We start from the raw sequence: 22,376 nt of genomic DNA on the forward strand, positions 1-22,376 counted from the left end.
AAAACCTTCCGTCTTTTCGACGGAAGGCGTGTCATGATTCAAGCGCTGGGCTCGCATTCAATTGTTGGAACCGGGCGACGAGTTCTCCTGTCGCTTTCAGTTGGTTCCGAAGGACGTACGGTGTCGCGTTCGTCTGGATTTGATGTCCATCTTTTGTGAGGACGAGGCCGTTCGGCTCCTCCTCGATGTTCAGTATGTCTCGAATATGGGACCAGGCATACCATTCACAATCGTCTCGCTTCGGAGACTTCGTCGGGAAGAAGACGAGTCCGGTTGTCGGTTCGATCACGACAGGGACTTTCCCTTTTACGCCGGCGACGCGTTTGGCGATGAAGATTCGTTCCTCGATCGAGCTGTTGTACTGGCGGCAAGAAAGTTGCAACAACTGGTACGGCCGGAGCGGGGTTGAAATCTCGGTGCCATCCTCGAGAATGATCCGTGACTGCTTCATAATGTCAAAGCAAGGGAGAATCGCCACGGTTCGCTTTGTGATGCGATATTTTTCCTCAGAATAGTAGGAGCGCATACGCTGCACCATCCTCCTCGTATTAGATTTTCAGGATCGGCTAAATGACAAACGGCACAAACCTAAATCATCCCTTCAATGATATATCACAAAAAATGTAAATTCAACAAGACAATATGAAAAGTAGGGAAATAGAATTCCAATGAAAGCCAAATGACGAAACGTTTACAAATATTTGAGAAAGTGTTTGTCACGCTTACAAGAAGGTGGTAAGATTAGCCGTAGAGGACAACCCTCTGTATTCTCCAATGGTGAAAGGAATGGATTTACACATGGTAGGTAAAGTAAAATGGTTTAACTCAGAAAAAGGTTTTGGATTCATCGAAGTAGAAGGCGGCAAAGACGTGTTCGTACACTTCTCAGCAATCCAATCTGAAGGCTACAAATCACTTGACGAAGGTCAAGACGTAGAGTTTGAAATCGTTGATGGCGAGCGTGGCCCACAAGCGGCTAACGTTGTAAAATTATAATTTCAAACCGTGAAGCCGGCTCCCTCGGGAGTCGGCTTTTTATTTTGTCTGCATAATGAAAAAACGCGTTTAAAAATGGGTGGAATGGGTATTTTCTTTCTATACCTTTCGCTTGTTGTAGGAAATGTTGAATTCGGAACAAAATTGTCATTATTTTCTGATGATAACGTTTTCAAACATAGCGATTTCGGGGTATAATATTAGTGAGCCACCTGGTTCCACTTTCTTTTTAGAAATGAAGCAGGAGATTCCGTCACGTTCGACGAATCATTGGTTCAAGCGGTTATTTTAAGGAGGAGTTCAGATGATTTATAACATTCGCGGCGAAAACATTGAGGTCACACCAGCAATCAAAGACTATGTCGAGAAAAAGCTGGAGAAGTTGACTCGGTATTTCACAACTCCTACGGATGCACAGACGGCTTACGTCAACTTAAAAGTGTATAACGAGAAACAAAAAGTGGAAGTGACGATCCCGATGCCGAACTTGTTGCTCCGTGCCGAGGACATCAACCTCGACATGTACGCGGCAATCGACCTCGTCGTCGATAAATTGGAACGTCAAATCCGTAAACACAAAACGAAACTCAACCGTAAAGGACGCGGGAAAGAAGGTGGCGTCGGCGAGTACTTCAAGTCCCTCGAAGGACCTGATGATGCACCGGCCGTCTACGATGAGGACGAGGCAGAACTCGAACTCGTACGGACGAAACGCTTCACATTGAAACCGATGGACACGGAAGAGGCGATTCTTCAAATGGACATGCTCGGTCACAGCTTCTTCGTCTTCTCTGACGCGGAAACGGGCAACACGAACGTCGTCTACCGTCGTAAAGATGGGAAGTATGGCTTGATCGAACCAGAATAATATACTTGACCTTACACGACCCTCCGGCTTCGGAGGGTCGTTTCGTTTTGCCTTTCCTTGAAAGGTGGCACCACTTCGGTTAAACTGTACATTAGGGAAAAAACATGCATTTTTTAGTGAGTGCAGAGGAGATATGAGTATGGCGAACTTTTTGAAAGAGTTATTTGCTCCACAGAAACGAGTATTGAAAAAAGCAGAGAAAGCGGCCGACTTGATCGAGTCGTTCGCCGAACCAATCAAAGCATTGTCAGACGAACAGCTTCAAGCGAAAACGGAAGAGTTCCGTGCACGCCTAGAGAAAGGCGAGACGCTCGACGATATCTTGCCAGAGGCGTTCGCGGTCTGTCGTGAGGCATCAGAGCGTGTGCTCGGCATGCGTCACTATCGTGTCCAGCTCATCGGGGGTTACGTGCTCCACAACGGTGACATCGCCGAGATGAAAACCGGTGAAGGGAAGACGCTCGTTGCGACACTTCCGGTCTACTTGAACGCGCTCACGGGCCGTGGCGTACACGTCGTAACGGTCAACGAATACTTGGCGAAGCGAGATAAAGAACTCATGGAGCCGCTCTATTTCGCACTCGGTCTCTCGGTCGGCCTCAACGTGTCGAACATGGACCGTGTCGAGAAACAAGCGGCCTACAATTGTGATATCACGTACTCGACGAACAACGAGCTCGGATTCGACTACCTCCGTGACAACATGGTTCTTTATAAGGAAGACCGTGTGCAACGCGAGCTCTACTATACAATCGTCGATGAAGTCGACTCGATCCTCGTCGATGAGGCGCGTACCCCGCTCATCATCTCAGGATCGGCCCAAAAATCGACGGAACTCTACACGCGTGCAGATGCATTCGTCCGTACGTTAAAAGAGGAAGACGATTACACGGTCGACGTGAAGACGAAATCGGTCCTCTTGACGGACCAAGGGGTCGACCTCGCCGAGAAGTTCTTCGGCATCGACAACTTGTTCGCCATCGAGCACGTCGCGGTCAACCACCACGTCGGGCTCGCCCTTCGTGCGAACGCGGTCATGCATCACGACATCGACTATATGGTACGTGACGGACAAGTCATGATCATCGACCAGTTCACCGGGCGTGTCATGGACGGACGTCGCTACTCGGAAGGCCTTCACCAGGCGATCGAGGCGAAAGAAGGCGTCGAGATTCAACGCGAATCGATGACGCTCGCGACAATCACGTATCAGAACTACTTCCGTATGTACGAGAAGCTTGCCGGGATGACCGGTACGGCGAAGACGGAGGAAGAAGAGTTCCGTAACATTTACAACATGCAAGTCGTGACGATTCCGACGAACAAACCGATTCTTCGTGAGGACCGCTCAGACCTCATCTTCAAGTCGATGGAAGGGAAGTTCAAAGCCGTCGTCGAGGAGATCGCGACGGTCCACGCGACTGGTCAACCGATCCTCGTCGGTACGGTCGCCGTCGAAACGTCTGAATACTTGAGCAAGCTCTTGACGAAGAAAAAGATTCGTCACGACGTCTTGAACGCGAAGAACCACGCGCGTGAGGCGGAAATCATCGAGAACGCTGGTCAAAAAGGCTCGGTTACGATTGCGACGAACATGGCCGGTCGTGGTACTGACATTAAGCTCGGCGAAGGTGTCATCGACCTCGGTGGTCTCTATATCATCGGGACAGAGCGTCACGAGTCACGCCGGATCGATAACCAGCTCCGTGGTCGTTCAGGTCGTCAAGGGGACCCGGGTAAATCCCAGTTCTACTTGTCACTCGAAGATGAGCTCATGCGTCGTTTCGGAACGGACAGCCTCCAGAACATGATGGAGCGTCTCGGTATGGACGACACGCAACCGATCGAGAGCCGTATGGTCTCGAAAGCCGTCGAATCGGCGCAAAAACGCGTCGAAGGAAATAACTACGATGCGCGTAAACAGCTTCTCGGTTACGATAACGTCATGGCTGACCAACGGAAGGTCATGTATAAAGACCGCTCGAGCATCCTCGAGAACGAGTCGGTCACAGACATCGTCCGCTCAATGATGGCACAGACGGTCGAACTCGGTGTCGGTCAATATACGCCGATCGAACTCGTGCCAGAAGAGTGGAACATCGACGAGCTCGCGCACTGGGCGAACCAGACGCTCGCGCTCGAGCGTACGGTCGAAGGCAAAGACTTCTTCGGCAAAGAACGCGAAGAGATCATCGAACTCCTCATGGAGCGCGTGAACGAGCAGTACGAGGCGAAACGTCAACTCGCACCGCCTGAGCGCTTCAACGAGTTCGAGAAGATCATCGTGCTCCGTGCCGTCGACTCGCACTGGATGTCTCACATCGACCACATGGATCAGTTGCGTCAAGGGATTCATCTCCGTGCATACGGACAGAACGACCCGCTCCGCGAGTATCAGGCGGAAGGGATCAACATGTTCGATGCGATGAACGCAGCCATCTCAGAAGAAGTGACAGGCTTCGTGCTCCGTGCCGAAGTCGGGGACAACCTCCGACGCGAGAAAGTCGTCGAAGAAGAAGTCGCCGTCTCAGGCAAGGAAGACGCACCGGTCAAGAAAAAACCGGTCCGTCGTTCGAAAGAAGACAGCATCGGCCGGAACGATCCGTGCTGGTGTGGGTCTGGTAAGAAGTTCAAGAACTGTCACGGTAGACAACAGGCTTAATTATTGAAGAGGCGGGTCCGCTCGCCTCTTTCCTACGGAAAGGTGAATCAACACTATGGAAATTTCAGATATTCGGAACGAACTTGAGGCGATGGCGAAGCGCCTCGAGAACTACAGAGCTTCGCTCAACTTAACGGAGAAGGAAGCACGCATCGCCGAGCTCGAGAACGAGATGACGTACCCTGACTTTTGGGACAACCAAGAGAAGGCGCAAAAAGTCATCGACGAGTCGAACGGCCTCAAGGCGATGGTCGACAAGTATCAAGACCTCGCGACACAACATGAGGACGGCGAAGTGACGCTCGAACTCATCAAAGAAGAGCCGGATGCCGAGATGCAAGAAGAGCTCGCGGAGACGATTCAATCGCTCAAGAAAGAGTTCGACGATTTCGAACTCGAGATCCTCTTGAACGGACCGTACGATGCGAACAACGCGATCTTGGAATTACACCCGGGTGCGGGCGGTACCGAGTCACAGGACTGGGCATCGATGCTCCTTCGGATGTATCAGCGCTTCGCAGACAAGCAAGGTTGGAAAGTCGAGACGGTCGACTACCTTCCTGGTGAAGAAGCGGGCGTCAAGTCGGTCACGCTCCGCATCGTCGGGCACAACGCGTACGGCTACTTGAAGGCGGAGAAAGGGATTCACCGTTTGGTCCGCATCTCGCCTTTCGACTCGTCAGGCCGTCGTCACACGTCGTTCGTGTCATGTGACGTCATGCCAGAATTCGATGATGACATCGAAATCGAAGTACGCACAGAAGACCTCCGCATCGACACATACCGCGCGTCAGGTGCCGGCGGACAGCACATCAACACGACAGACTCTGCCGTCCGGATCACGCACGTGCCGACGGGCGTCGTCGTCTCTTGTCAGACAGAACGTTCACAGATCAAGAACCGTGAGTCGGCGATGAAGATGTTGAAAGCGAAATTGTACCAACGCGAACTCGACGAGCAACAACGTAAGCTCGACGAGATCCGTGGGGAGAAAACGGACATCGGTTGGGGTAGCCAAATCCGTTCATACGTCTTCCACCCGTATTCGATGGTCAAAGACCACCGTACGAACCACGAGGTCGGAAACACAAGTGGTGTCATGGATGGCGACGTCATGCCGTTCATCGATGCTTACCTTCGTAAAACAAATATGTGATGCATGTGGCTCAAAGACATCCGTCTTTGGGCCACGTTGTCTGTAAAGGAGAATTTCTTTAATGAAGCAAATCGTCAAAGACTATCTGTATTTGTTGACGGGCTCGGTGTTCGTCGCCTCGGCCTTCAGCTTGTTCCTGTTGCCGAATAACCTTGCGTCGGGCGGGGTGAGCGGGATTTCGGTCATCACGTATGAACTGTTCGGCATCTCGCCGGGGGCGTTCCAGCTCGTGGCGAACGTGTTGCTACTTATCATCGGATGGGCCATCCTCGGTCTCGGCTTCGGCGTGAAGTCGCTCGTCGGCTCCATCTTTTTACCGGGTGTCATCCTATTTTATGAGGCAATCGATGCGGGAGCTGCCGTGAACGACACGTTACTCGCCGCCATCTTCGGTGGAGTCGGCGTCGGTGTCGGACTCGGGCTCATCTTCCGAGGACGTGCCTCGACAGGCGGGATGGACTTGATCGCACAGATCTTACATAAGTTCACGCACATCCCGCTCTATCTTTGTATCGCCATCCTCGACGGTATGGTCGTCTTGACCGCTGCTGTCACGTTCTCGTTCTCGACCGGGCTCTATGCACTCATCGCGTTATTCATCACGGTCAAGATGATCGACTTCGTCCAGCTCGGGTTCACGCAGGACAAAATGGCGTATGTCATCTCGGAGAAGCGGGACTTCATCGTCCGGGCCGTCTTTGAGGAGCTCGACCGTGGCGCGACGGAGATTCAGGCAATCGGGGCGTATTCTCGTCTCGACCGTCCGATGCTCATGATCGTCGTCCGTCAGAGCGAGGTGAGCCGTCTGAAAGAGATCATCCGTCGGATCGACCCGGAGGCGTTCCTCGTCTTCAGCGAGGCGCACGAGGTTCTCGGACAAGGGTTCACGTCGGATAAACGCTACATCAACGTCCCGTAAGTTGTGGAATCTTTGTGTACTTTTCGTGAGATTAGGTTAGAAAGTATACGTGAACGGCTATAATGGTAAATGTAGGTCATTTCTACAACTTAGGAGGGGAACGTGGTTATGAAAAAATGGATGATGGCCATCGGCCTCGGCGCCATGCTGACTCTCGGCGCATGTGGCGGCGGCGAAGAAGAGGACACGTCGAGCAACGGGGATTCGGGCTCGAACACGGCATCGGTTGACGCGGAAGCGGTATACGCACAAAACTGTGCGGCATGTCACGGTGCAAACCTTGAAGGAATGAGTGGTCCGTCACTCGAGCAAGTCGGTGCTCGTCTGTCGGCAGAAGAGATTGAAAACGTCATTCGTAACGGTCAAGGCGCGATGCCTGCGAACGTCCTCGAAGACGATGAAGAGATCACGGCAGTTGCCGCTTGGCTCGCTGAGAAAAAATAAGACACGTAAGCATGAGGTGAATATTTACCTCATGCTTTTTTGTTTGGGGTGTTATTGCTTGGGGAATTATTGTTAGGGTAGTAGTAGATGTTATGGAAATGGAGTGATGACAATTGAAGACGAAACTGATTGACTGGCCGACTTTTATCGGCTCGTTTGTATTACTGTTAGGGGTGACGCTACCGCTCATCTTCTTCCCAGAGACCGGTAAGGCCTGGGTCGGGGCGGCGAACGAATACATGACCTCTAACTTCGGAATGTTGTACTTAGCGATGGGATTAGGTGCATTCGGATTTTTGATCTTTATTGCCTTTAGTAAGAATGGCCACATCAAGTTAGGTCGTGAAGATGAAGAACCCGAATTTAGTACGTTCTCGTGGGCAGCGATGTTGTTTGCTGCCGGCATCGGGTCGAGTATCCTTTATTGGTCAGTCATTGAATGGGTCTACTATTATGAGGGACCACCGTTCGGATTGACACCAGAGTCACCTGAAGCGATCCAATGGTCGACGGCATACGGCATGTTCCACTGGGGTCCGATTGCCTGGGCAATCTATACGTTACCGGCATTGCCAATCGCCTATTTCTTCTATGTCCGTAAAAAGTCAGTACTGAAAGTCAGTGAAGCGGTACGTCCCGTGATTGGCAAATGGGCGGACGGACCACTCGGCAAATTGATTGATATCTTATTTATTTTTGGGTTATTAGGTGGTGCCGGGACGACGCTCGCGCTCGGGACGCCGATGATTGCCGAAGGGGTCAACGAACTGACCGGGATTCCGGTCACGCTCGGCATGCAAGCCGTCATCATGTTGATTTGTACCGTCATCTTTGCCGTCAGTTCGTATATCGGACTGAAGGGCGGAATCAAAGTACTAAGTGACTTGAACATCTGGCTCGCGCTCGGGATTTTGACGTTCGTCTTCATCTTTGGACCGACACGCTTCATTTTGGAGACGACATTCAACGGAGTCGGGATTGTCATGGACAACTTCTTCCGTATGGCGACGTGGATGGAGCCGTTCGGTGATTTCGGCGGATTCACGACAACCGGGTTCCCTGAGTCTTGGACCGTGTTCTATTGGGCATGGTGGCTCGTATACGCACCGTTCGTCGGACTGTTCGTCGCCCGCATCTCGCGTGGCCGGACGATTCGGAATATGATCTTCGGGACGATGGTGTACGGGACGCTCGGTTGTATCCTGTTCTTCGGGATTCTCGGGAACTACGGACTGTACCTCCACTTGAGTGGCACGTTCGATGTCGTCGGCTATATGGCTGCGAACGGACCGGCTCCGACGATCATCGCCATCATCAGCCAGTTGCCGTTCGGGAAGGTTGTCGTCGGCGTCTTCACGCTTCTCGCCATCATCTTCTTGGCGACGACGTTCGATTCATCGTCTTACATCTTAGCGTCGGTCACACAGAAGCATGTCGAGGACGAGCCGATCGTCTGGAACCGTCTCTTCTGGGCGTTCGCACTCGCGATCATGCCGCTGACGCTCATGTTCCTCGGCGGACTTGATACGCTACAGACGGCGAGTATCGTCGGTGGGTTCCCGCTGATCTTTATCATGTTCCTCCTGGCCTGGTCGTTCGTCCGGGTGTCGAGTCGGGATATCCGAGCCTCCGATGATTATGAATCGTCGACAATCCATATCAAATATCGGAAACGGAAAAAGTCTCCGTTTGACGCATTGAAAGAAAAACCACATGACTAATTATTGACGATATCGTGAAGGGTGTTCCTACGGGAGCACCCTTTTGAAGTGCGGTTTCAACTTTTTCTTACATATAGAGAAAGTGAGGTTCTTCGCGACATTTTCCCACTGAACTCAATCGAACTGAAACAATCCTGTAATGGTCTTTTAAAAGTTGGATTGATATAATTGTAGTCGCTTCAACTATGCCCTAGATGAATTTTTGACCAGGCGAATATGAAAAAACGACACCTTGACAGCGGGAGTCGTTTCCTGTAAAAAAGACTCTAGGCGAAATATACAGTAACTAAAACAATTGATTCAACTTCGTCATAGATGCATACAAATATTAAAAAAAGGGTAGGGAATACGTTATGATCTCGATGCAAAAAGTCAGTAAAGTATATCCAAACGGCGTCGTAGCCATGGATGACCTCGATCTAGAGATTCGCGACGGCGAGTTCCTTTATGTGGTCGGGCCTTCCGGTGCCGGAAAGTCGACCTTCATGAAGATGATTTATCGTGAGGAGAAACCGACAGGCGGTCAATTGTTGATTGACGGACTAGATGTCGGAAAATTGAAAGACCGGCACGTACCGAAGCTGCGCCGCCAACTCGGCGTCATCTTCCAAGACTTCAAGTTGCTTCCGACACTCACTGTCTATGAGAACGTTGCGTTCGCATTAGAAGTCGTCGGGGCAGACGCGACGTCGATTCGTAAACAAGTCATGGATGTGTTGAACCTTGTCGGATTGAAAAACAAGGCACGCAACTATCCAGATGAACTCTCAGGTGGAGAGCAGCAACGTGTCTCAATCGCACGGGCGATTGTGAATAAACCAAAACTCATCATCGCCGATGAGCCGACGGGGAACTTGGACCCGGAAACGGCATGGGGCATTATGGAAGTGTTTGAAGAAATTCACCGCCGCGGGGCGACAATCGTCATGGCGACGCACAACCGTGACATCGTCGATAAGATTCGTCACCGCGTCATCGCGATTGAGAATGGGAAAGTAGTTCGCGATGAAGAGAAAGGAGCATATGGCTATGATGTTTAAGACTGGATTGCGCCATTTGCGTGAAGGGTTCAAAGGAACACTTCGTAATGGATGGATGTCGTTCGCGGCAATCAGTGCCGTGACAATCACCTTGTTGCTTGTCGGTGTCTTCGCACTCGTCATGTTCAACGTCAATGAAATCTCGGACAACGTCGAGAACGATGTCGAGATTCAAGTGTTCATCACCCGGACAGCGGATGAGAACTCGGTAGAGAAACTCGGACAGAACATTGAACAGGTGCCGGGCGTCTCGACGGTCACGTTCAGCTCGAAAGAGGATGAGCTTCAGAAGTTCCAGACCCAACTCGGGGACGATGCGGCAGCATACGGAACGGTTGAGAAAGACAACCCTCTCCATGCCCGTTATATCGTCAAAGCGCAAGACCCGACAGAACTAGAGGAAGTGGCCAAGTCGGTCGGTTCACTCGAAAATGTCGACGATGTGAAGTACGGAAAAGACTACATCGACAAAATGTTTGCTTTCTTCAACGGGATTCGCATCGGTGGACTCGCGTTGATCGTCGGATTGACATTGATGGCGATGTTCTTAATCTCGAACACGATCAAGATGACCATCTTCTCACGTCGTCGTGAGATTGAAATCATGCGACTCGTTGGAGCGAAGAACAGCTTCATCCGCTGGCCGTTCTTTATCGAAGGACTGCTTCTCGGTATGCTTGGTGCTCTCGTCCCGATTCTCGTCATTTATTTCGGATATGACGTCGCATATAGTGCTTTACAACCATCGCTTGATCAATTGAATAGTGATATATTTAAGTTGATTGATCCATCGACGCTCACGGTACAAGTATCGCTCGTCTTACTTGCACTCGGTGCGTTCATCGGGATCTGGGGATCGACGACATCGCTCGGTCGCTTCTTGAAAATCTAACTTAAATAAGGAGGAGTTGGCGGATGAAACGTTCGCTTGCGCTAGGGTTGTGTGTATCATTACTTGCCATGCCGGTCATGGCGACAGAGAAAGACACGTTAAAAGCTCGACAAGACCGACTGTCCAATGAATTGGAGGAGTCGAAAAAAGCGCAGGCCGAGACGGATGCCGAGCTCGAGGTCACCGAGGCAGAACGGGATGCCGTGCAGACGGAAATTCTCGTCGTCGATGACCGCTTGAATGATTTGAGTGAACAAATCGCGATTCAACAGCACGAGGTCGATACGGCCCGTGAAGAGCTTGAGGCGACCCGCCAACAACTTTCCGTTCAGCAAGAATACTTGGAAAGTCAGAAGGAACTGTTAAACGAGCGCCTTCGCGTCTTACAAGTGCATGAAGATTCTTCTTATTTACAAGTCATTTTTGAGTCCCGTTCCTTCGGCGATTTCGTGACCCGGGTCATGACGGCCCGCACAATCGCTGAGCAGGACCGGGAGCTCATACATAATTATATGAGTGAGATGGAACGTCTCGAGTCGTTAGAGACGACACAGCGTACCCAGCTCTCTTTCATCAAACAAAAAGAGCGTGAACTCGTCATCACGAAACAAGACCTTGACCGGACGGCCGAGAAGAAACGTGACTTGTTAGTCGAACTGAACGAACAAGTCGAGCAGCTCGAACTCGAAAAAATGACGCGCAGCGAAGAACAAGCCGTCATGGCCGAACAGAACCGGATCATCAGTGAACAGCTTGAGGCGATCGCGACTGCTGAACGAGAAGCCGCTGAAGCGGCAGAACGTGCGAAGCGGGAAGCCGAGGCACGTGCAGCTGAAGAACGGGCACGTGCCGAAAGAGAGGCGCGGGAAGCGGAGACGGAGGTCGCGGCACCTGAAGTGACGCCACCGCCTGTTGAAACACCGACGAACGTATCCACTTCGACTGGATTCGTCCGTCCCGTTTCTGGTTACGTCTCGAGCCCGTTCGGACCGCGGAACAATCCGTTGACAGGTGTCCCTGAGATTCATAAGGGGATTGACCTCGTTAACGCCCAAGGAACACCGATTGTCGCGAGCGCACCGGGTGTCGTCATCAAGGCGGCGCCGGCGACCGGATATGGGAACGTCGTCTTCGTCTCCCACGTCATGAACGGAGAAATTTGGACGACGGTATACGCCCATCTAAACGCGATCACGGTCGGTGCCGGTCAACAAGTCGCAGCAGGGCAGACGGTCGGGACGCTCGGCAACACCGGCTGGTCGACTGGACCGCATCTCCATTTTGAGCTACATCGAGGAAAATGGGCACCGGGACAACCGAATGCGATTGACCCAGCCCCGTATATTGGATACTGACTAAAGCGGACGCGTCCCAAATATGTGGAACGCGTCCGCTTTTCCTCTCGTTTTTGCTATACTAATGAAAAGACTTACAAAGAGAAATGAGGGACCAACCCGTGAAAAATTCAACCGCAGGACTACTCGCTGGCACAACGTTCGTGGCTGGGGCCGGTGCAGGCCTTGCGACGATGGCGTTTACAGACACATCACTTCCGATTCAGACGAATGCGGAAGGCTGGGATAAAGTCGACCAAGTGCGTGATTTGATTGAGGAACATTCGTTACAAGACATCTCGGAAGAGGATTTATTGACCGGTGCGCTCGATGGTATGACGGCAGCACTCAATGACCCGTATTCGGATTTCTTGGACGCGGAAGAAACATCGCAATTTACCGACTCGATTGAATCGAGTTTTGAAGGAATCGGCGCGACTTTGGAGAAGAAAGGAGAAGACATCTTAATCGTCGCTCCAATCAAAGGCGCTCCGGCTGAGGAGGCAGGCCTTCGTCCTGGGGATATCATCACGGCGGTCGACGGGGAGTCAATCGAAGGGATGGACGTCCAGGAAGCCGTCCAGCTCATCCGTGGGGAAAAAGGAACGACCGTCACGTTGACGATTCGCCGTGGCAGTCAGACGGCGGATTATGAGATCACGCGTGACACGATTCCAATCGAAACGGTGTTCTCAGAAGTGAAGGAGCAAGACGGTAAAAAAATCGGCTATCTGCAAGTGACGCAGTTCTCAGAACCGACGGCCGATGAGTTCCTTGAACAACTCGAGCAACTCGAGTCAGAAGATATCGACAGCTTGATCATCGACGTACGTGGGAACCCGGGAGGTCTCTTGCCAGCCGTCATCGAGATGTCGGAAGGATTCGTACCGACATCAAAACCGGTCGTTCAAATCGAAAATGCGGACGGGGACCGTGACGCACAGAACGGTCGCGCCCGCGAAGCGAAGCCGTATGAGTTATTCGTCTTGACGGATGAGGGCTCTGCCTCGGCATCCGAGATTTTGACGGGTGCGATGAAAGAAGGGGCAGGCGCGACGATCATCGGGACGAAAACGTTCGGGAAGGGCGTCGTCCAGACGGCATTCGATTTGGAGGACGGCAGCAACTTGAAGTTGACGACGAGCAAATGGCTCACGCCGGACGGGAACTGGATCAATAAAAAAGGGATTAAGCCGGACATCGAAGTGAAACAACCGGATTACTTCAATGTGACCCGTGTGTTGACAGAAGAAGAGTCACTAAAAGTCGGAGATTACGGCGATGCCGTCTCGAACTTGCATAAAATCTTGACGGGAATCGGTTATGAGCCGGGCGGTCAACCAGGATACTATGGCGACACGATGGCAGATGCCGTGAAAGCATTCCAGACAGACAATGGTCTCGAGGCTTCTGGGACAGTCGATGAAGAGACCGCTTCGGCGCTCGAATCGAAATTGCTCGAGGCGATTCAAGATGAGGCGAACGATGCCCAATTGAACCGGGCGCTCGAAGAAGCCGCAAAATAACGTTGAATGAAAGAAAGGATTGGACCGCGTGGAAGTTGTACGAATGAGTGTTACGGCTTTATTGACGTTGTTAGGTAGTCCGCTGTTTTGGGTGACGCTCGTCGCCCTTACATACATATCGATGACACGAGTCAAACGAGAACGAGCCATGTTTCGTTCGAGACGACGCTCGCCGAAGTCGGAATGGAAGCATTTCATCTGGCCGAGTCTTCTTCTAGCGGTCCTCTCATCGGCCGCAACGATTCTACTTGAGACGACCATCACGTTTGAATGGGCCGTCTCGTTCACGGTGCTCTATACGCTCGTGGTATTGACGATGCATCCGCGATTCTTCAATCCGGTGCTTCCACTCTTTGTCTTGTTTGCGGTCGTCATGTTGCGAGATGTCGTCTCTTACGGGGCGCTCAGTGACTGGGTGAGAGAGCTCGCTCGGGTCGATTGGACGGTCTACGCGCTCACGTTCGGACTCGTCACACTCGCGGAAGCGATTCTCTTACGCTGGAACGGGCCGAAAGAGACGTCCCCGACACTGATTTTATCGAAACGTGGTCAGTTCATCGGGGGGCATGTCGTCAAACGCATTTGGTTTTTCCCGCTCGTCGTCTTCTTGCCGCCGACGTTCGGCCTCGACTGGCCGATGGTGCCGATCATTCTTCCGATTCCGATCGGGGTCAGTTTACTGTCGACCGGTGCCTTACCGGGGACGCTTCTCGCACGATTGAGCAACTATCGCGGGGTACTCGCCTTGATCGCTCTCTTTCTATTCGGTCTCTCGTATGTATGGGAGATCCCGTATGTCGACTATGCGCTGTTCGCCTTGTTCGTTCTTTATGAGCTTGGGCTTCAGTGGATCAAACGAGAGAATCGCGGTACGACACCTGTCTTCATCAATGGAAATCGTGGGGCGGTCATCGTGGACACGCTTCCGAATTCACCAGGAGAGGCGATGCAGCTCATCCCAGGTGAATCCATCTATAAAGTGAATGGCACAATCATCACGGGAGGGCACAGTTTTTATGAGGCGCTCCAGCAACATAAACCGTACATCAAGCTCGAGGTGTTGAATCTGAACGGAGATATCCGTTTCGTTCAACGGGCGATGTATGAGACCGATCCACACGAACTCGGTATCTTGTTCGTCGGGGAGCCGACAAGCCCGCGTGTCCGACTTCGTAAATTGTAAGAGTATCCTTCACAGGGTACTCTTTTTTTGCATACGAAAAGGGCACCCGTGAGGATGCCCTTGCCACTTATACGTCAAGTTTTGATGGTTTGAATGCCATCGTTGCTTCGACCGCGTGTTGCCAACCTTTGTAGAGTGCTTCGCGATGAGACTCGTCCATGTTCGGCTCGAACTTCTTATCGAGTTTCCACTGGTCTTTGATCTCTGCTTGGTCTTTCCAGAAACCAACAGCGAGACCTGCCAAGTAAGCTGCACCGAGTGCAGTCGTTTCACTCACTTCAGGACGTTCGACCGGAACGTCGAGGATGTCCGATTGGAACTGCATGAGGAAGTTGTTGCTGACGGCTCCACCATCGACGCGGAGTGTCTTCAAGTTGATGCCTGAGTCGTTCTCCATCGATGTGAGGACGTCGCGTGTCTGATAAGCGAGTGACTCGATCGTCGCACGGACCAATTGTTCTTTCTCCGTTCCGCGTGTGAGACCGAAGATGGCACCACGCACGTCAGAGTTCCAGTATGGTGCACCGAGACCAACGAAGGCAGGTACGACATAGACGCCTTCTGTCGATTCGATTCGTGTCGCATACTGCTCCGAGTCTTTCGCTGATTTCAACATCCGTAATCCGTCACGGAGCCATTGGATTGCCGAACCGGCGACGAAGATTGAACCTTCGAGCGCATATTCGACTTTTCCGTTATAGCCCCACGCGATTGTCGTCAATAGACCGTGATCTGATTTGACAGCTTCTTCGCCCGTGTTCATGAGCATGAAGCAACCCGTTCCGTATGTGTTCTTTCCTTCACCTTTTTCGAAGCACGTCTGACCGAACAAGGCAGCCTGTTGGTCACCTGCGGCTCCGGCAATCGGTACTTCGAATCCGAAGAAGTGATACGGGATCGTATTCGCATAAACTTCACTCGATGGCTTGACTTCAGGAAGCATCGATTTCGGTACCGTCAAGATTTCGAGTAACTCGTCATCCCACTTCTGTTCGTAAATGTTGTACATGAGTGTACGTGATGCGTTCGAATAATCTGTCACGTGGGCTTTACCACCTGAGAGTTTCCAGATGAGCCATGTGTCGATTGTTCCGAAGAGAAGTTCACCGTTCTCGGCTTTCTCACGAGCACCTTCGACGTTATCCAAGATCCATTTGACTTTCGTACCTGAGAAGTAGGCGTCGATGAGAAGACCCGTTTTGTCACGAACCATGTCCGAGTGACCTGCCGCTTTTAGCTCTTCACAGATATCAGCAGTTTGACGTGATTGCCAAACGACCGCGTTGTAAACAGGGCGTCCTGTTTCTTTTTCCCAAACGACCGCAGTCTCACGTTGGTTCGTGATCCCGATTCCTGCGATTTCATTCGGGTCGATATCCGCCGAACCGAACGCTTCCGCCATAACGGCGAGGACAGAACCCCAGATTTCATTGGCGTTATGCTCAACCCAGCCTGGTTTTGGGAAGTATTGTTTAAATTCGCGCTGTGCGACTGTGACGATTTTTCCATCATGATCAAAAATGATTGCCCGTGAACTTGTCGTTCCTTGGTCCAATGCTAAAATATAACGTTTTTCTTTCGCCATATGTGATTTCCTCCTTCAAAATTATGTGTTAAGGGACGAGAATACCGTAAACGAGTGCGGCGATGACAGCACCGATAATCGGACCGACAACTGGAATCCATGAATAGCCCCAGTCTGAAGAGCCTTTTCCTTTAATCGGAAGAATGGCGTGCGCGATACGTGGCCCAAGGTCACGTGCCGGGTTGATCGCATACCCCGTCGTACCACCGAGCGAGAGACCGATTGAGACGATCAAGAAACCGACGATGAGCGGATTGAGTCCGTCTGCGAATGTGTTTGCCCCGAATGACAACAACGCGAACAAGAGGACGAATGTTCCGATAATCTCACCAATCAAGTTGTACGGTGTGCTTCGGATACCTGGTGCAGTAGAGAACGTTGCGAGTTTCAAGCCTGGATCGTCCGTCGCATCGTAATGCGGCTTGTAATGGACATATACCAAACATGCCCCGATGAACGCCCCGATAAACTGAGCAAGGATGTAGAGTGGGACATCGGCCCATGGGAATTCGCCTGCTGTCGCGAGACCAATCGTGACGGCAGGGTTGATGTGTGCGCCTCCGTAAATACCGGCTGCGTAGACCCCGACCATAACGGCAAGACCCCAACCCATGGTGATAACAATCCATCCAGAGTTTTCCGCTTTGGAATGGCGGAGGACGACGCCGGCGACGACACCGTTACCGAGCAGAATCAATAGCATCGTACCGATAATTTCACTTACAAATGCTGACATGTGATACTCCCCTTTCTCCCTTATGCAATTTGACTTACCACTTCATTATATGCCCAAAATGTAAGCGTTTTAAAACGGTGTTTTTCAAAAATCCTACTTTTTTCCTACAAATGTTCACATTTACACCTGTAAACTTCACATAAAGAGTCAGATATAGCGCGAGAAGTATATGATTTTGGCATCCCTTTTTAAAAATCATGGGAATTTCAATCGAATAGGAACAAGGTCCAGGATCCGACTTTCCGTGTTCTATGCTGCAAAAACGATTGTGAAGCAATTCTCGAAGGATGAACGTAACAAGATTTGATGTTTCTTTTAAGACGGTAACGGAAAAAGAAATGATGATATATAAGAGAAAAGGCTTAAATCCGTATGCAAGCTAATAAGCGAATATTTGTTCGTGTCTATGGTATAATCAAGACACTATGAAATGAGAAGGTGAGGAGTATCTTATGGAATCGATTCCGTTTGCATTACAATCTGAATTTCAACCAGGAGGTGACCAGCCTGAAGCGATTCGACAACTTGTCGAAGGCGTCAATCGGGGTGACCGTTATCAGACACTCCTCGGGGCGACCGGAACAGGGAAGACGTTCACCGTCTCGAACGTCATCCAAGAAGTGAAGAAGCCGACACTCGTCCTCGCCCACAACAAGACGCTCGCTGGTCAATTGTATTCTGAGTTCAAAGAGTTCTTTCCGAACAACGCGGTCGAGTACTTTGTCAGCTATTACGACTACTATCAGCCTGAAGCGTACGTGCCTTCGACCGATACATTTATCGAGAAGGATGCGTCCATCAACGATGAAATCGATAAGCTGCGTCACTCGGCGACGTCGGCTCTCTTCGAGCGGGATGACGTCATCATCGTCGCATCCGTTTCCTGTATATATGGTCTCGGTAACCCGGAAGAATATCGCAGTCTCGTATTGAGTCTGCGGGTCGGTAAAGAGATGGGGCGTGACGAGATGCTTCGTAAGCTCATCGACATTCAATATGAACGAAACGATATCGACTTCCAGCGTGGACGTTTCCGTGTACGTGGGGACGTCGTCGAGATCTTCCCGGCGTCACGTGACGAACACTGCATGCGCATCGAATTTTTCGGGGACGAGATCGACCGGATCCGTGAGATGGACCCGTTGACGGGTGAAATCATCGCAGACCGTGATCACGTCGCCATCTTCCCGGCATCCCACTTCGTCACGCGTGACGAGAAACTGCAAAAAGCAATCGTCAACATCGAAGCGGAACTCGAGGAGCAACTCGAGAAGTTCCGTGAAGAAGGGAAGCTACTCGAGGCACAACGTCTCGAGCAGCGAACGCATTACGATTTGGAGATGATGCGTGAAATGGGGTATTGTTCAGGCATCGAGAACTATTCGCGACACTTAAACTTGATGCCAGAAGGCTCGACCCCGTATACATTGATTGATTACTTCCCAGAGGACTTCTTACTCGTCGCCGATGAGTCACACGTGACGCTCCCGCAAGTACGCGGGATGTATAACGGGGACCAGGCGCGGAAACAAGTGCTCGTCGATCATGGGTTCCGTCTTCCTTCTGCAAAGGACAACCGTCCGCTCAAATTCGATGAGTTCGAGAAGAAAGTGTCACAAGCGATCTTCATCTCGGCGACACCAGGTCCGTACGAGCTCGAACATACACCGAAGATGATCGAGCAGATCATTCGTCCGACAGGGCTACTCGACCCGACGATCGAGATTCATCCGATCAAAGGACAAATCGACTACTTGATGGACCAAATCCGCGAACGCATCAAGCGAGACGAGCGTGTCCTCGTGACGACGCTCACGAAGAAGATGGCAGAAGACTTGTCCGACTACTTGCGTGAAGCAGGAATCAAGGTCAACTATATGCACTCCGAGATCAAGACGCTCGAACGGATTGAAATCATCCGTGACCTTCGTCTCGGGAAGTATGACGTGCTCGTCGGGATCAACTTGTTACGAGAAGGGCTCGATATTCCGGAAGTCAGTCTCGTGACGATTCTCGATGCCGACAAGGAAGGGTTCCTTCGTTCCGACCGTTCGCTCATCCAGACGATTGGACGGGCGGCCCGTAATGCGAACGGACACGTCATCCTGTTCGCGGATAAGATGACCGACTCGATGGCACGAGCCATCGAAGAGACGGATCGTCGTCGGACGATTCAACAAGCATATAATGAAGAACATGGCATCACGCCACAGACGATTCGAAAAGACGTCCGTGGTGTCATCCGGGCGACGGTCGAGGCCGAAGAAGAGGCACTCGAATCGCTTAGTACGATGAAGCCGGCCGAACGCGAGGCGGCGATTGCCAAATTAGAAGAAGAAATGAAGCAAGCGGCGCGCGATCTCCAGTTCGAACGTGCAGCCGAATTGCGTGACTTAATCTTGGAGTTGAAGGTAGGGAATTAAATGGCTGAAAAGAAAAATGCGATTGTCATCAAAGGGGCACGCGTCAACAACTTAAAAAATATCGACATCGATATCCCACGTGACCAGCTCGTCGTCTTGACGGGCTTGTCCGGCTCCGGGAAGTCGTCGCTCGCGTTCGACACGATTTATGCGGAAGGGCAGCGACGCTACGTCGAAAGTTTGTCCGCGTACGCCCGTCAGTTCCTCGGACAGATGGACAAACCGGACGTCGATACGATTGAAGGCTTAAGTCCGGCCATCTCGATCGACCAGAAGACAACGAGCCGAAACCCGCGCTCAACCGTCGGAACGGTAACGGAGATTTATGACTATCTCCGACTCTTGTTCGCACGAATCGGGAAACCGGTCTGTCCGAACCACGGTATCGAGATCTCGAGTCAGACGATTTCGCAGATGGTCGACCAGGTGATGGAATTGCCGGAACGGACGCGACTTCAGATTTTGGCACCGATCGTATCGGGTCGAAAAGGAACACACGTCAAAGTGTTCGACTCGTTGAAAAAAGAAGGATTCGTCCGTGTCCGAGTGAACGGGGAGACCATCGAATTGACAGATGAGATCGAGCTCGACAAAAACAAGAAGCACTCGATCGAAGTCGTCGTCGACCGTCTTGTCGTCCGACCTGACGTCGAAGGGCGCCTTGCCGACTCTCTTGAGACGGCATTACGCCTCGCCGACGGACGTGTCATCATCGACAAAATGGACGGGACCGAGCTTCTTTTCAGCGAACACCACGCTTGCCCGATTTGTGGATTCTCGATTGGAGAACTCGAGCCACGTATGTTCTCTTTCAACTCACCGTTCGGGGCTTGCCCGACATGTGATGGTCTTGGGACGAAACTAGACGTCGACCCAGAACTCGTCATCCCTGATCCGTCGAAGACGTTAAAAGAAGGGGCGGTCGCTGCATGGCAACCGACAAGTTCCCAGTACTATCCGCAACTGTTGGCGGCAATGTGTCAGCATTTCAATATCGATATGGATGTACCATTTGAACGTCTGTCAAAACGTGACCAAGACCTCGTTTTGAACGGTTCTTCGGAAGAGTCATTCCTCTTCCGCTACGAGAACGACTTCGGTCAAGTCCGGACGAATACAATCTTCTTTGAAGGGGTGCTCCGTAACATCGAGCGCCGTTACCGGGAGACGACGTCCGACTACATCCGTGAACAGATGGAAATGTATATGGCGACGCACGCCTGCCCGACATGTCATGGCTATCGCTTGAAAGAAGAATCGCTCGCCGTCAAAATCACGGGCCAGCACGTCGGACAAGTGACGGAGAAGTCGGTCGTGAACGCACTCGCGTTCTTCGAAGGACTGAACGAACAGCTCAGTGAAAAAGATATCGCCATCGCCCGCCTCATCTTGCAGGAGATTCGGGAGCGACTCAGCTTCTTGAATAACGTCGGACTCGACTATTTGACGCTGTCTCGTGCCGCGGGAACTCTCTCAGGTGGGGAAGCCCAGCGGATTCGACTTGCGACGCAAATCGGTTCACGTCTCACAGGTGTCTTGTACGTCCTCGATGAACCGTCGATCGGTCTCCATCAGCGGGACAACGACCGCTTGATCGCCACGCTCAAACAGATGCGTGACATCGGCAACACGCTCATCGTCGTCGAACATGATGAAGATACGATGATGGAAGCCGACTATTTGATCGATATCGGACCGGGTGCCGGGGAGCACGGTGGACAAGTCATCGCTGCCGGGACGCCGAAGCAACTGATGAAAAACAAGAACTCGCTCACGGGTCAATACCTTGCCGGGAAGAAGTTCATCCCGCTCCCGCCTGAACGGAAGATGCCGGACGAACGATTCTTGAAGATTGTCAAAGCGGAAGAGAACAACTTGAAAGATGTCGAAGTCTCGATTCCGCTCGGGATGTTCGTCGCCGTGACTGGTGTATCCGGTTCTGGGAAGTCGACACTCATCAACGAGATTCTCTACAAATCGCTCGCGCACAATATGAACCGGGCCAAAGCGAAGCCAGGGAAACATAAGAAGATTGAAGGTCTCGAGCATATCGATAAAGTCATCGACATCGACCAATCTCCAATCGGGCGTACACCGCGTTCAAACCCGGCGACGTATACTGGCGTCTTCGACGACATTCGTGACGTCTTCGCCTCGACGAACGAAGCGAAGATGCGCGGCTATAAGAAAGGGCGTTTCAGTTTCAACGTGAAAGGCGGACGCTGTGAAGCGTGTCGTGGGGACGGGATCATCAAGATTGAGATGCATTTCTTGCCGGACGTGTACGTGCCATGTGAGGTCTGTCACGGGAAACGTTATAACCGTGAGACGCTCGAAGTGAAATATAAAGGGAAGACGATTGCCGATGTCCTCGATATGACGATTGAAGAAGGGCTCGAATTCTTTGACAAAATTCCGAAAATCAAGCGGAAGATTCAGACCATCTATGACGTCGGTCTTGGCTATATGAAACTCGGTCAGCCGGCGACGGAACTTTCCGGTGGGGAAGCCCAGCGTGTCAAACTCGCCTCGGAGCTTCATAAACGTTCGACCGGGAAGACGATTTATATTTTGGACGAACCGACGACAGGTCTTCATGTCGATGACATCGCCCGCTTGTTGAAAGTGTTGCAGCGCCTCGTCGAGAACGGGGACACGGTGCTCGTCATCGAACATAACCTCGACGTCATCAAGTCAGCCGATTATTTGATCGACCTCGGACCAGAAGGCGGGGACGGCGGCGGACTCATCGTCGCGACGGGAACGCCAGAAGAAGTCGCCGAAGTGTCAGGCTCGTATACCGGCAAGTATTTGAGGCCGGTACTCGAACGAGATGCGGCTCGCGTGAAACCAAAAGCAGGAAAAAAGAAATAAGTATAGAAATGGTGAGA

Annotated in this window: 17 protein-coding genes; 14 read left to right on the forward strand and 3 right to left on the reverse strand. The window is 51.6% G+C overall.

Annotated elements, in window-relative coordinates:
* Positions 1 to 31: 31 nt before the first annotated feature.
* Positions 32 to 526: a competence protein ComK gene (locus ACQKD4_RS03340; protein WP_214745974.1), complete on the reverse strand. Its 495-nt coding sequence runs from the start codon at positions 524 to 526 to the stop codon at positions 32 to 34.
* A gap of 272 nt (positions 527 to 798) precedes the next feature.
* Between ACQKD4_RS03340 and cspD the strand changes: the two genes are divergently transcribed.
* The 12 genes from cspD (at position 799) to ACQKD4_RS03400 (ending at position 14,741) form a co-directional block, all read left to right on the forward strand.
* Complete coding sequence (gene cspD / locus ACQKD4_RS03345; RefSeq protein WP_012726946.1) at positions 799 to 996, forward strand: cold-shock protein CspD; 198 nt, start codon at positions 799 to 801, stop codon at positions 994 to 996.
* A gap of 304 nt (positions 997 to 1,300) precedes the next feature.
* Positions 1,301 to 1,864 carry a ribosome hibernation-promoting factor, HPF/YfiA family gene (gene hpf / locus ACQKD4_RS03350; RefSeq protein WP_214687196.1) on the forward strand — a complete coding sequence of 188 codons (564 nt, stop codon included), beginning with the start codon at positions 1,301 to 1,303 and terminating at the stop codon, positions 1,862 to 1,864.
* A 139-nt stretch (positions 1,865 to 2,003) separates the two neighbouring features.
* Positions 2,004 to 4,526, forward strand: coding sequence for a preprotein translocase subunit SecA (secA, locus tag ACQKD4_RS03355; RefSeq protein WP_214760051.1), 2,523 nt, complete (start codon positions 2,004 to 2,006; stop codon positions 4,524 to 4,526).
* A gap of 55 nt (positions 4,527 to 4,581) precedes the next feature.
* Positions 4,582 to 5,682 (forward strand): peptide chain release factor 2, encoded by a 1,101-nt coding sequence (prfB, locus tag ACQKD4_RS03360; RefSeq protein WP_214693596.1) that lies wholly within the window; start codon positions 4,582 to 4,584, stop codon positions 5,680 to 5,682.
* A 61-nt stretch (positions 5,683 to 5,743) separates the two neighbouring features.
* Positions 5,744 to 6,601, forward strand: a complete 858-nt coding sequence (locus ACQKD4_RS03365; RefSeq protein WP_214693594.1) for a YitT family protein — start codon at positions 5,744 to 5,746, stop codon at positions 6,599 to 6,601.
* A 108-nt stretch (positions 6,602 to 6,709) separates the two neighbouring features.
* Positions 6,710 to 7,045: a cytochrome c551 gene (gene cccB, locus ACQKD4_RS03370; RefSeq protein WP_012726941.1), complete on the forward strand. Its 336-nt coding sequence runs from the start codon at positions 6,710 to 6,712 to the stop codon at positions 7,043 to 7,045.
* A gap of 113 nt (positions 7,046 to 7,158) precedes the next feature.
* Complete coding sequence (locus ACQKD4_RS03375) at positions 7,159 to 8,766, forward strand: BCCT family transporter (protein ID WP_214693593.1); 1,608 nt, start codon at positions 7,159 to 7,161, stop codon at positions 8,764 to 8,766.
* 353 nt (positions 8,767 to 9,119) lie between these two features.
* A complete protein-coding gene (ftsE, locus tag ACQKD4_RS03380; protein WP_427372481.1) occupies positions 9,120 to 9,806 on the forward strand; it encodes a cell division ATP-binding protein FtsE in 687 nt (228 codons plus the stop codon).
* Positions 9,796 to 10,698 (forward strand): permease-like cell division protein FtsX, encoded by a 903-nt coding sequence (ftsX, locus tag ACQKD4_RS03385; RefSeq protein ID WP_214760056.1) that lies wholly within the window; start codon positions 9,796 to 9,798, stop codon positions 10,696 to 10,698. The genes ftsE and ftsX overlap by 11 nt, the downstream gene beginning before the upstream one ends.
* Before the next feature lie 23 nt (positions 10,699 to 10,721).
* On the forward strand, positions 10,722 to 12,053 hold the full coding sequence (locus tag ACQKD4_RS03390) for a murein hydrolase activator EnvC family protein (protein WP_427372482.1): 1,332 nt from the start codon (positions 10,722 to 10,724) through the stop codon (positions 12,051 to 12,053).
* A 101-nt stretch (positions 12,054 to 12,154) separates the two neighbouring features.
* Positions 12,155 to 13,558, forward strand: coding sequence for a S41 family peptidase (locus ACQKD4_RS03395; protein WP_427372483.1), 1,404 nt, complete (start codon positions 12,155 to 12,157; stop codon positions 13,556 to 13,558).
* 43 nt (positions 13,559 to 13,601) lie between these two features.
* Positions 13,602 to 14,741: a PDZ domain-containing protein gene (locus ACQKD4_RS03400; RefSeq protein ID WP_427372484.1), complete on the forward strand. Its 1,140-nt coding sequence runs from the start codon at positions 13,602 to 13,604 to the stop codon at positions 14,739 to 14,741.
* 67 nt (positions 14,742 to 14,808) lie between these two features.
* Here ACQKD4_RS03400 and glpK read toward each other — a convergent pair whose 3' ends face one another.
* A complete protein-coding gene (gene glpK, locus ACQKD4_RS03405; RefSeq protein ID WP_214786928.1) occupies positions 14,809 to 16,326 on the reverse strand; it encodes a glycerol kinase GlpK in 1,518 nt (505 codons plus the stop codon).
* Positions 16,327 to 16,354: 28 nt separating this feature from the next.
* Positions 16,355 to 17,062, reverse strand: a complete 708-nt coding sequence (locus tag ACQKD4_RS03410; protein WP_214746002.1) for an MIP/aquaporin family protein — start codon at positions 17,060 to 17,062, stop codon at positions 16,355 to 16,357.
* Positions 17,063 to 17,514: 452 nt separating this feature from the next.
* Here ACQKD4_RS03410 and uvrB point away from each other — a divergent pair, with 452 nt between their 5' ends.
* Both uvrB and uvrA read left to right on the forward strand, forming a co-directional pair.
* Positions 17,515 to 19,485, forward strand: a complete 1,971-nt coding sequence (uvrB, locus tag ACQKD4_RS03415) for an excinuclease ABC subunit UvrB (RefSeq protein ID WP_214693580.1) — start codon at positions 17,515 to 17,517, stop codon at positions 19,483 to 19,485.
* Positions 19,486 to 22,359, forward strand: coding sequence for an excinuclease ABC subunit UvrA (gene uvrA, locus ACQKD4_RS03420; protein ID WP_427372485.1), 2,874 nt, complete (start codon positions 19,486 to 19,488; stop codon positions 22,357 to 22,359). It begins immediately after the preceding gene.
* Positions 22,360 to 22,376 lie beyond the last annotated feature (17 nt).

Origin of the sequence: Exiguobacterium sp. NPDC077395, from assembly GCF_050269125.1 — a bacterium.
Classification (GTDB): domain Bacteria; phylum Bacillota; class Bacilli; order Exiguobacteriales; family Exiguobacteriaceae; genus Exiguobacterium; species Exiguobacterium aestuarii_A.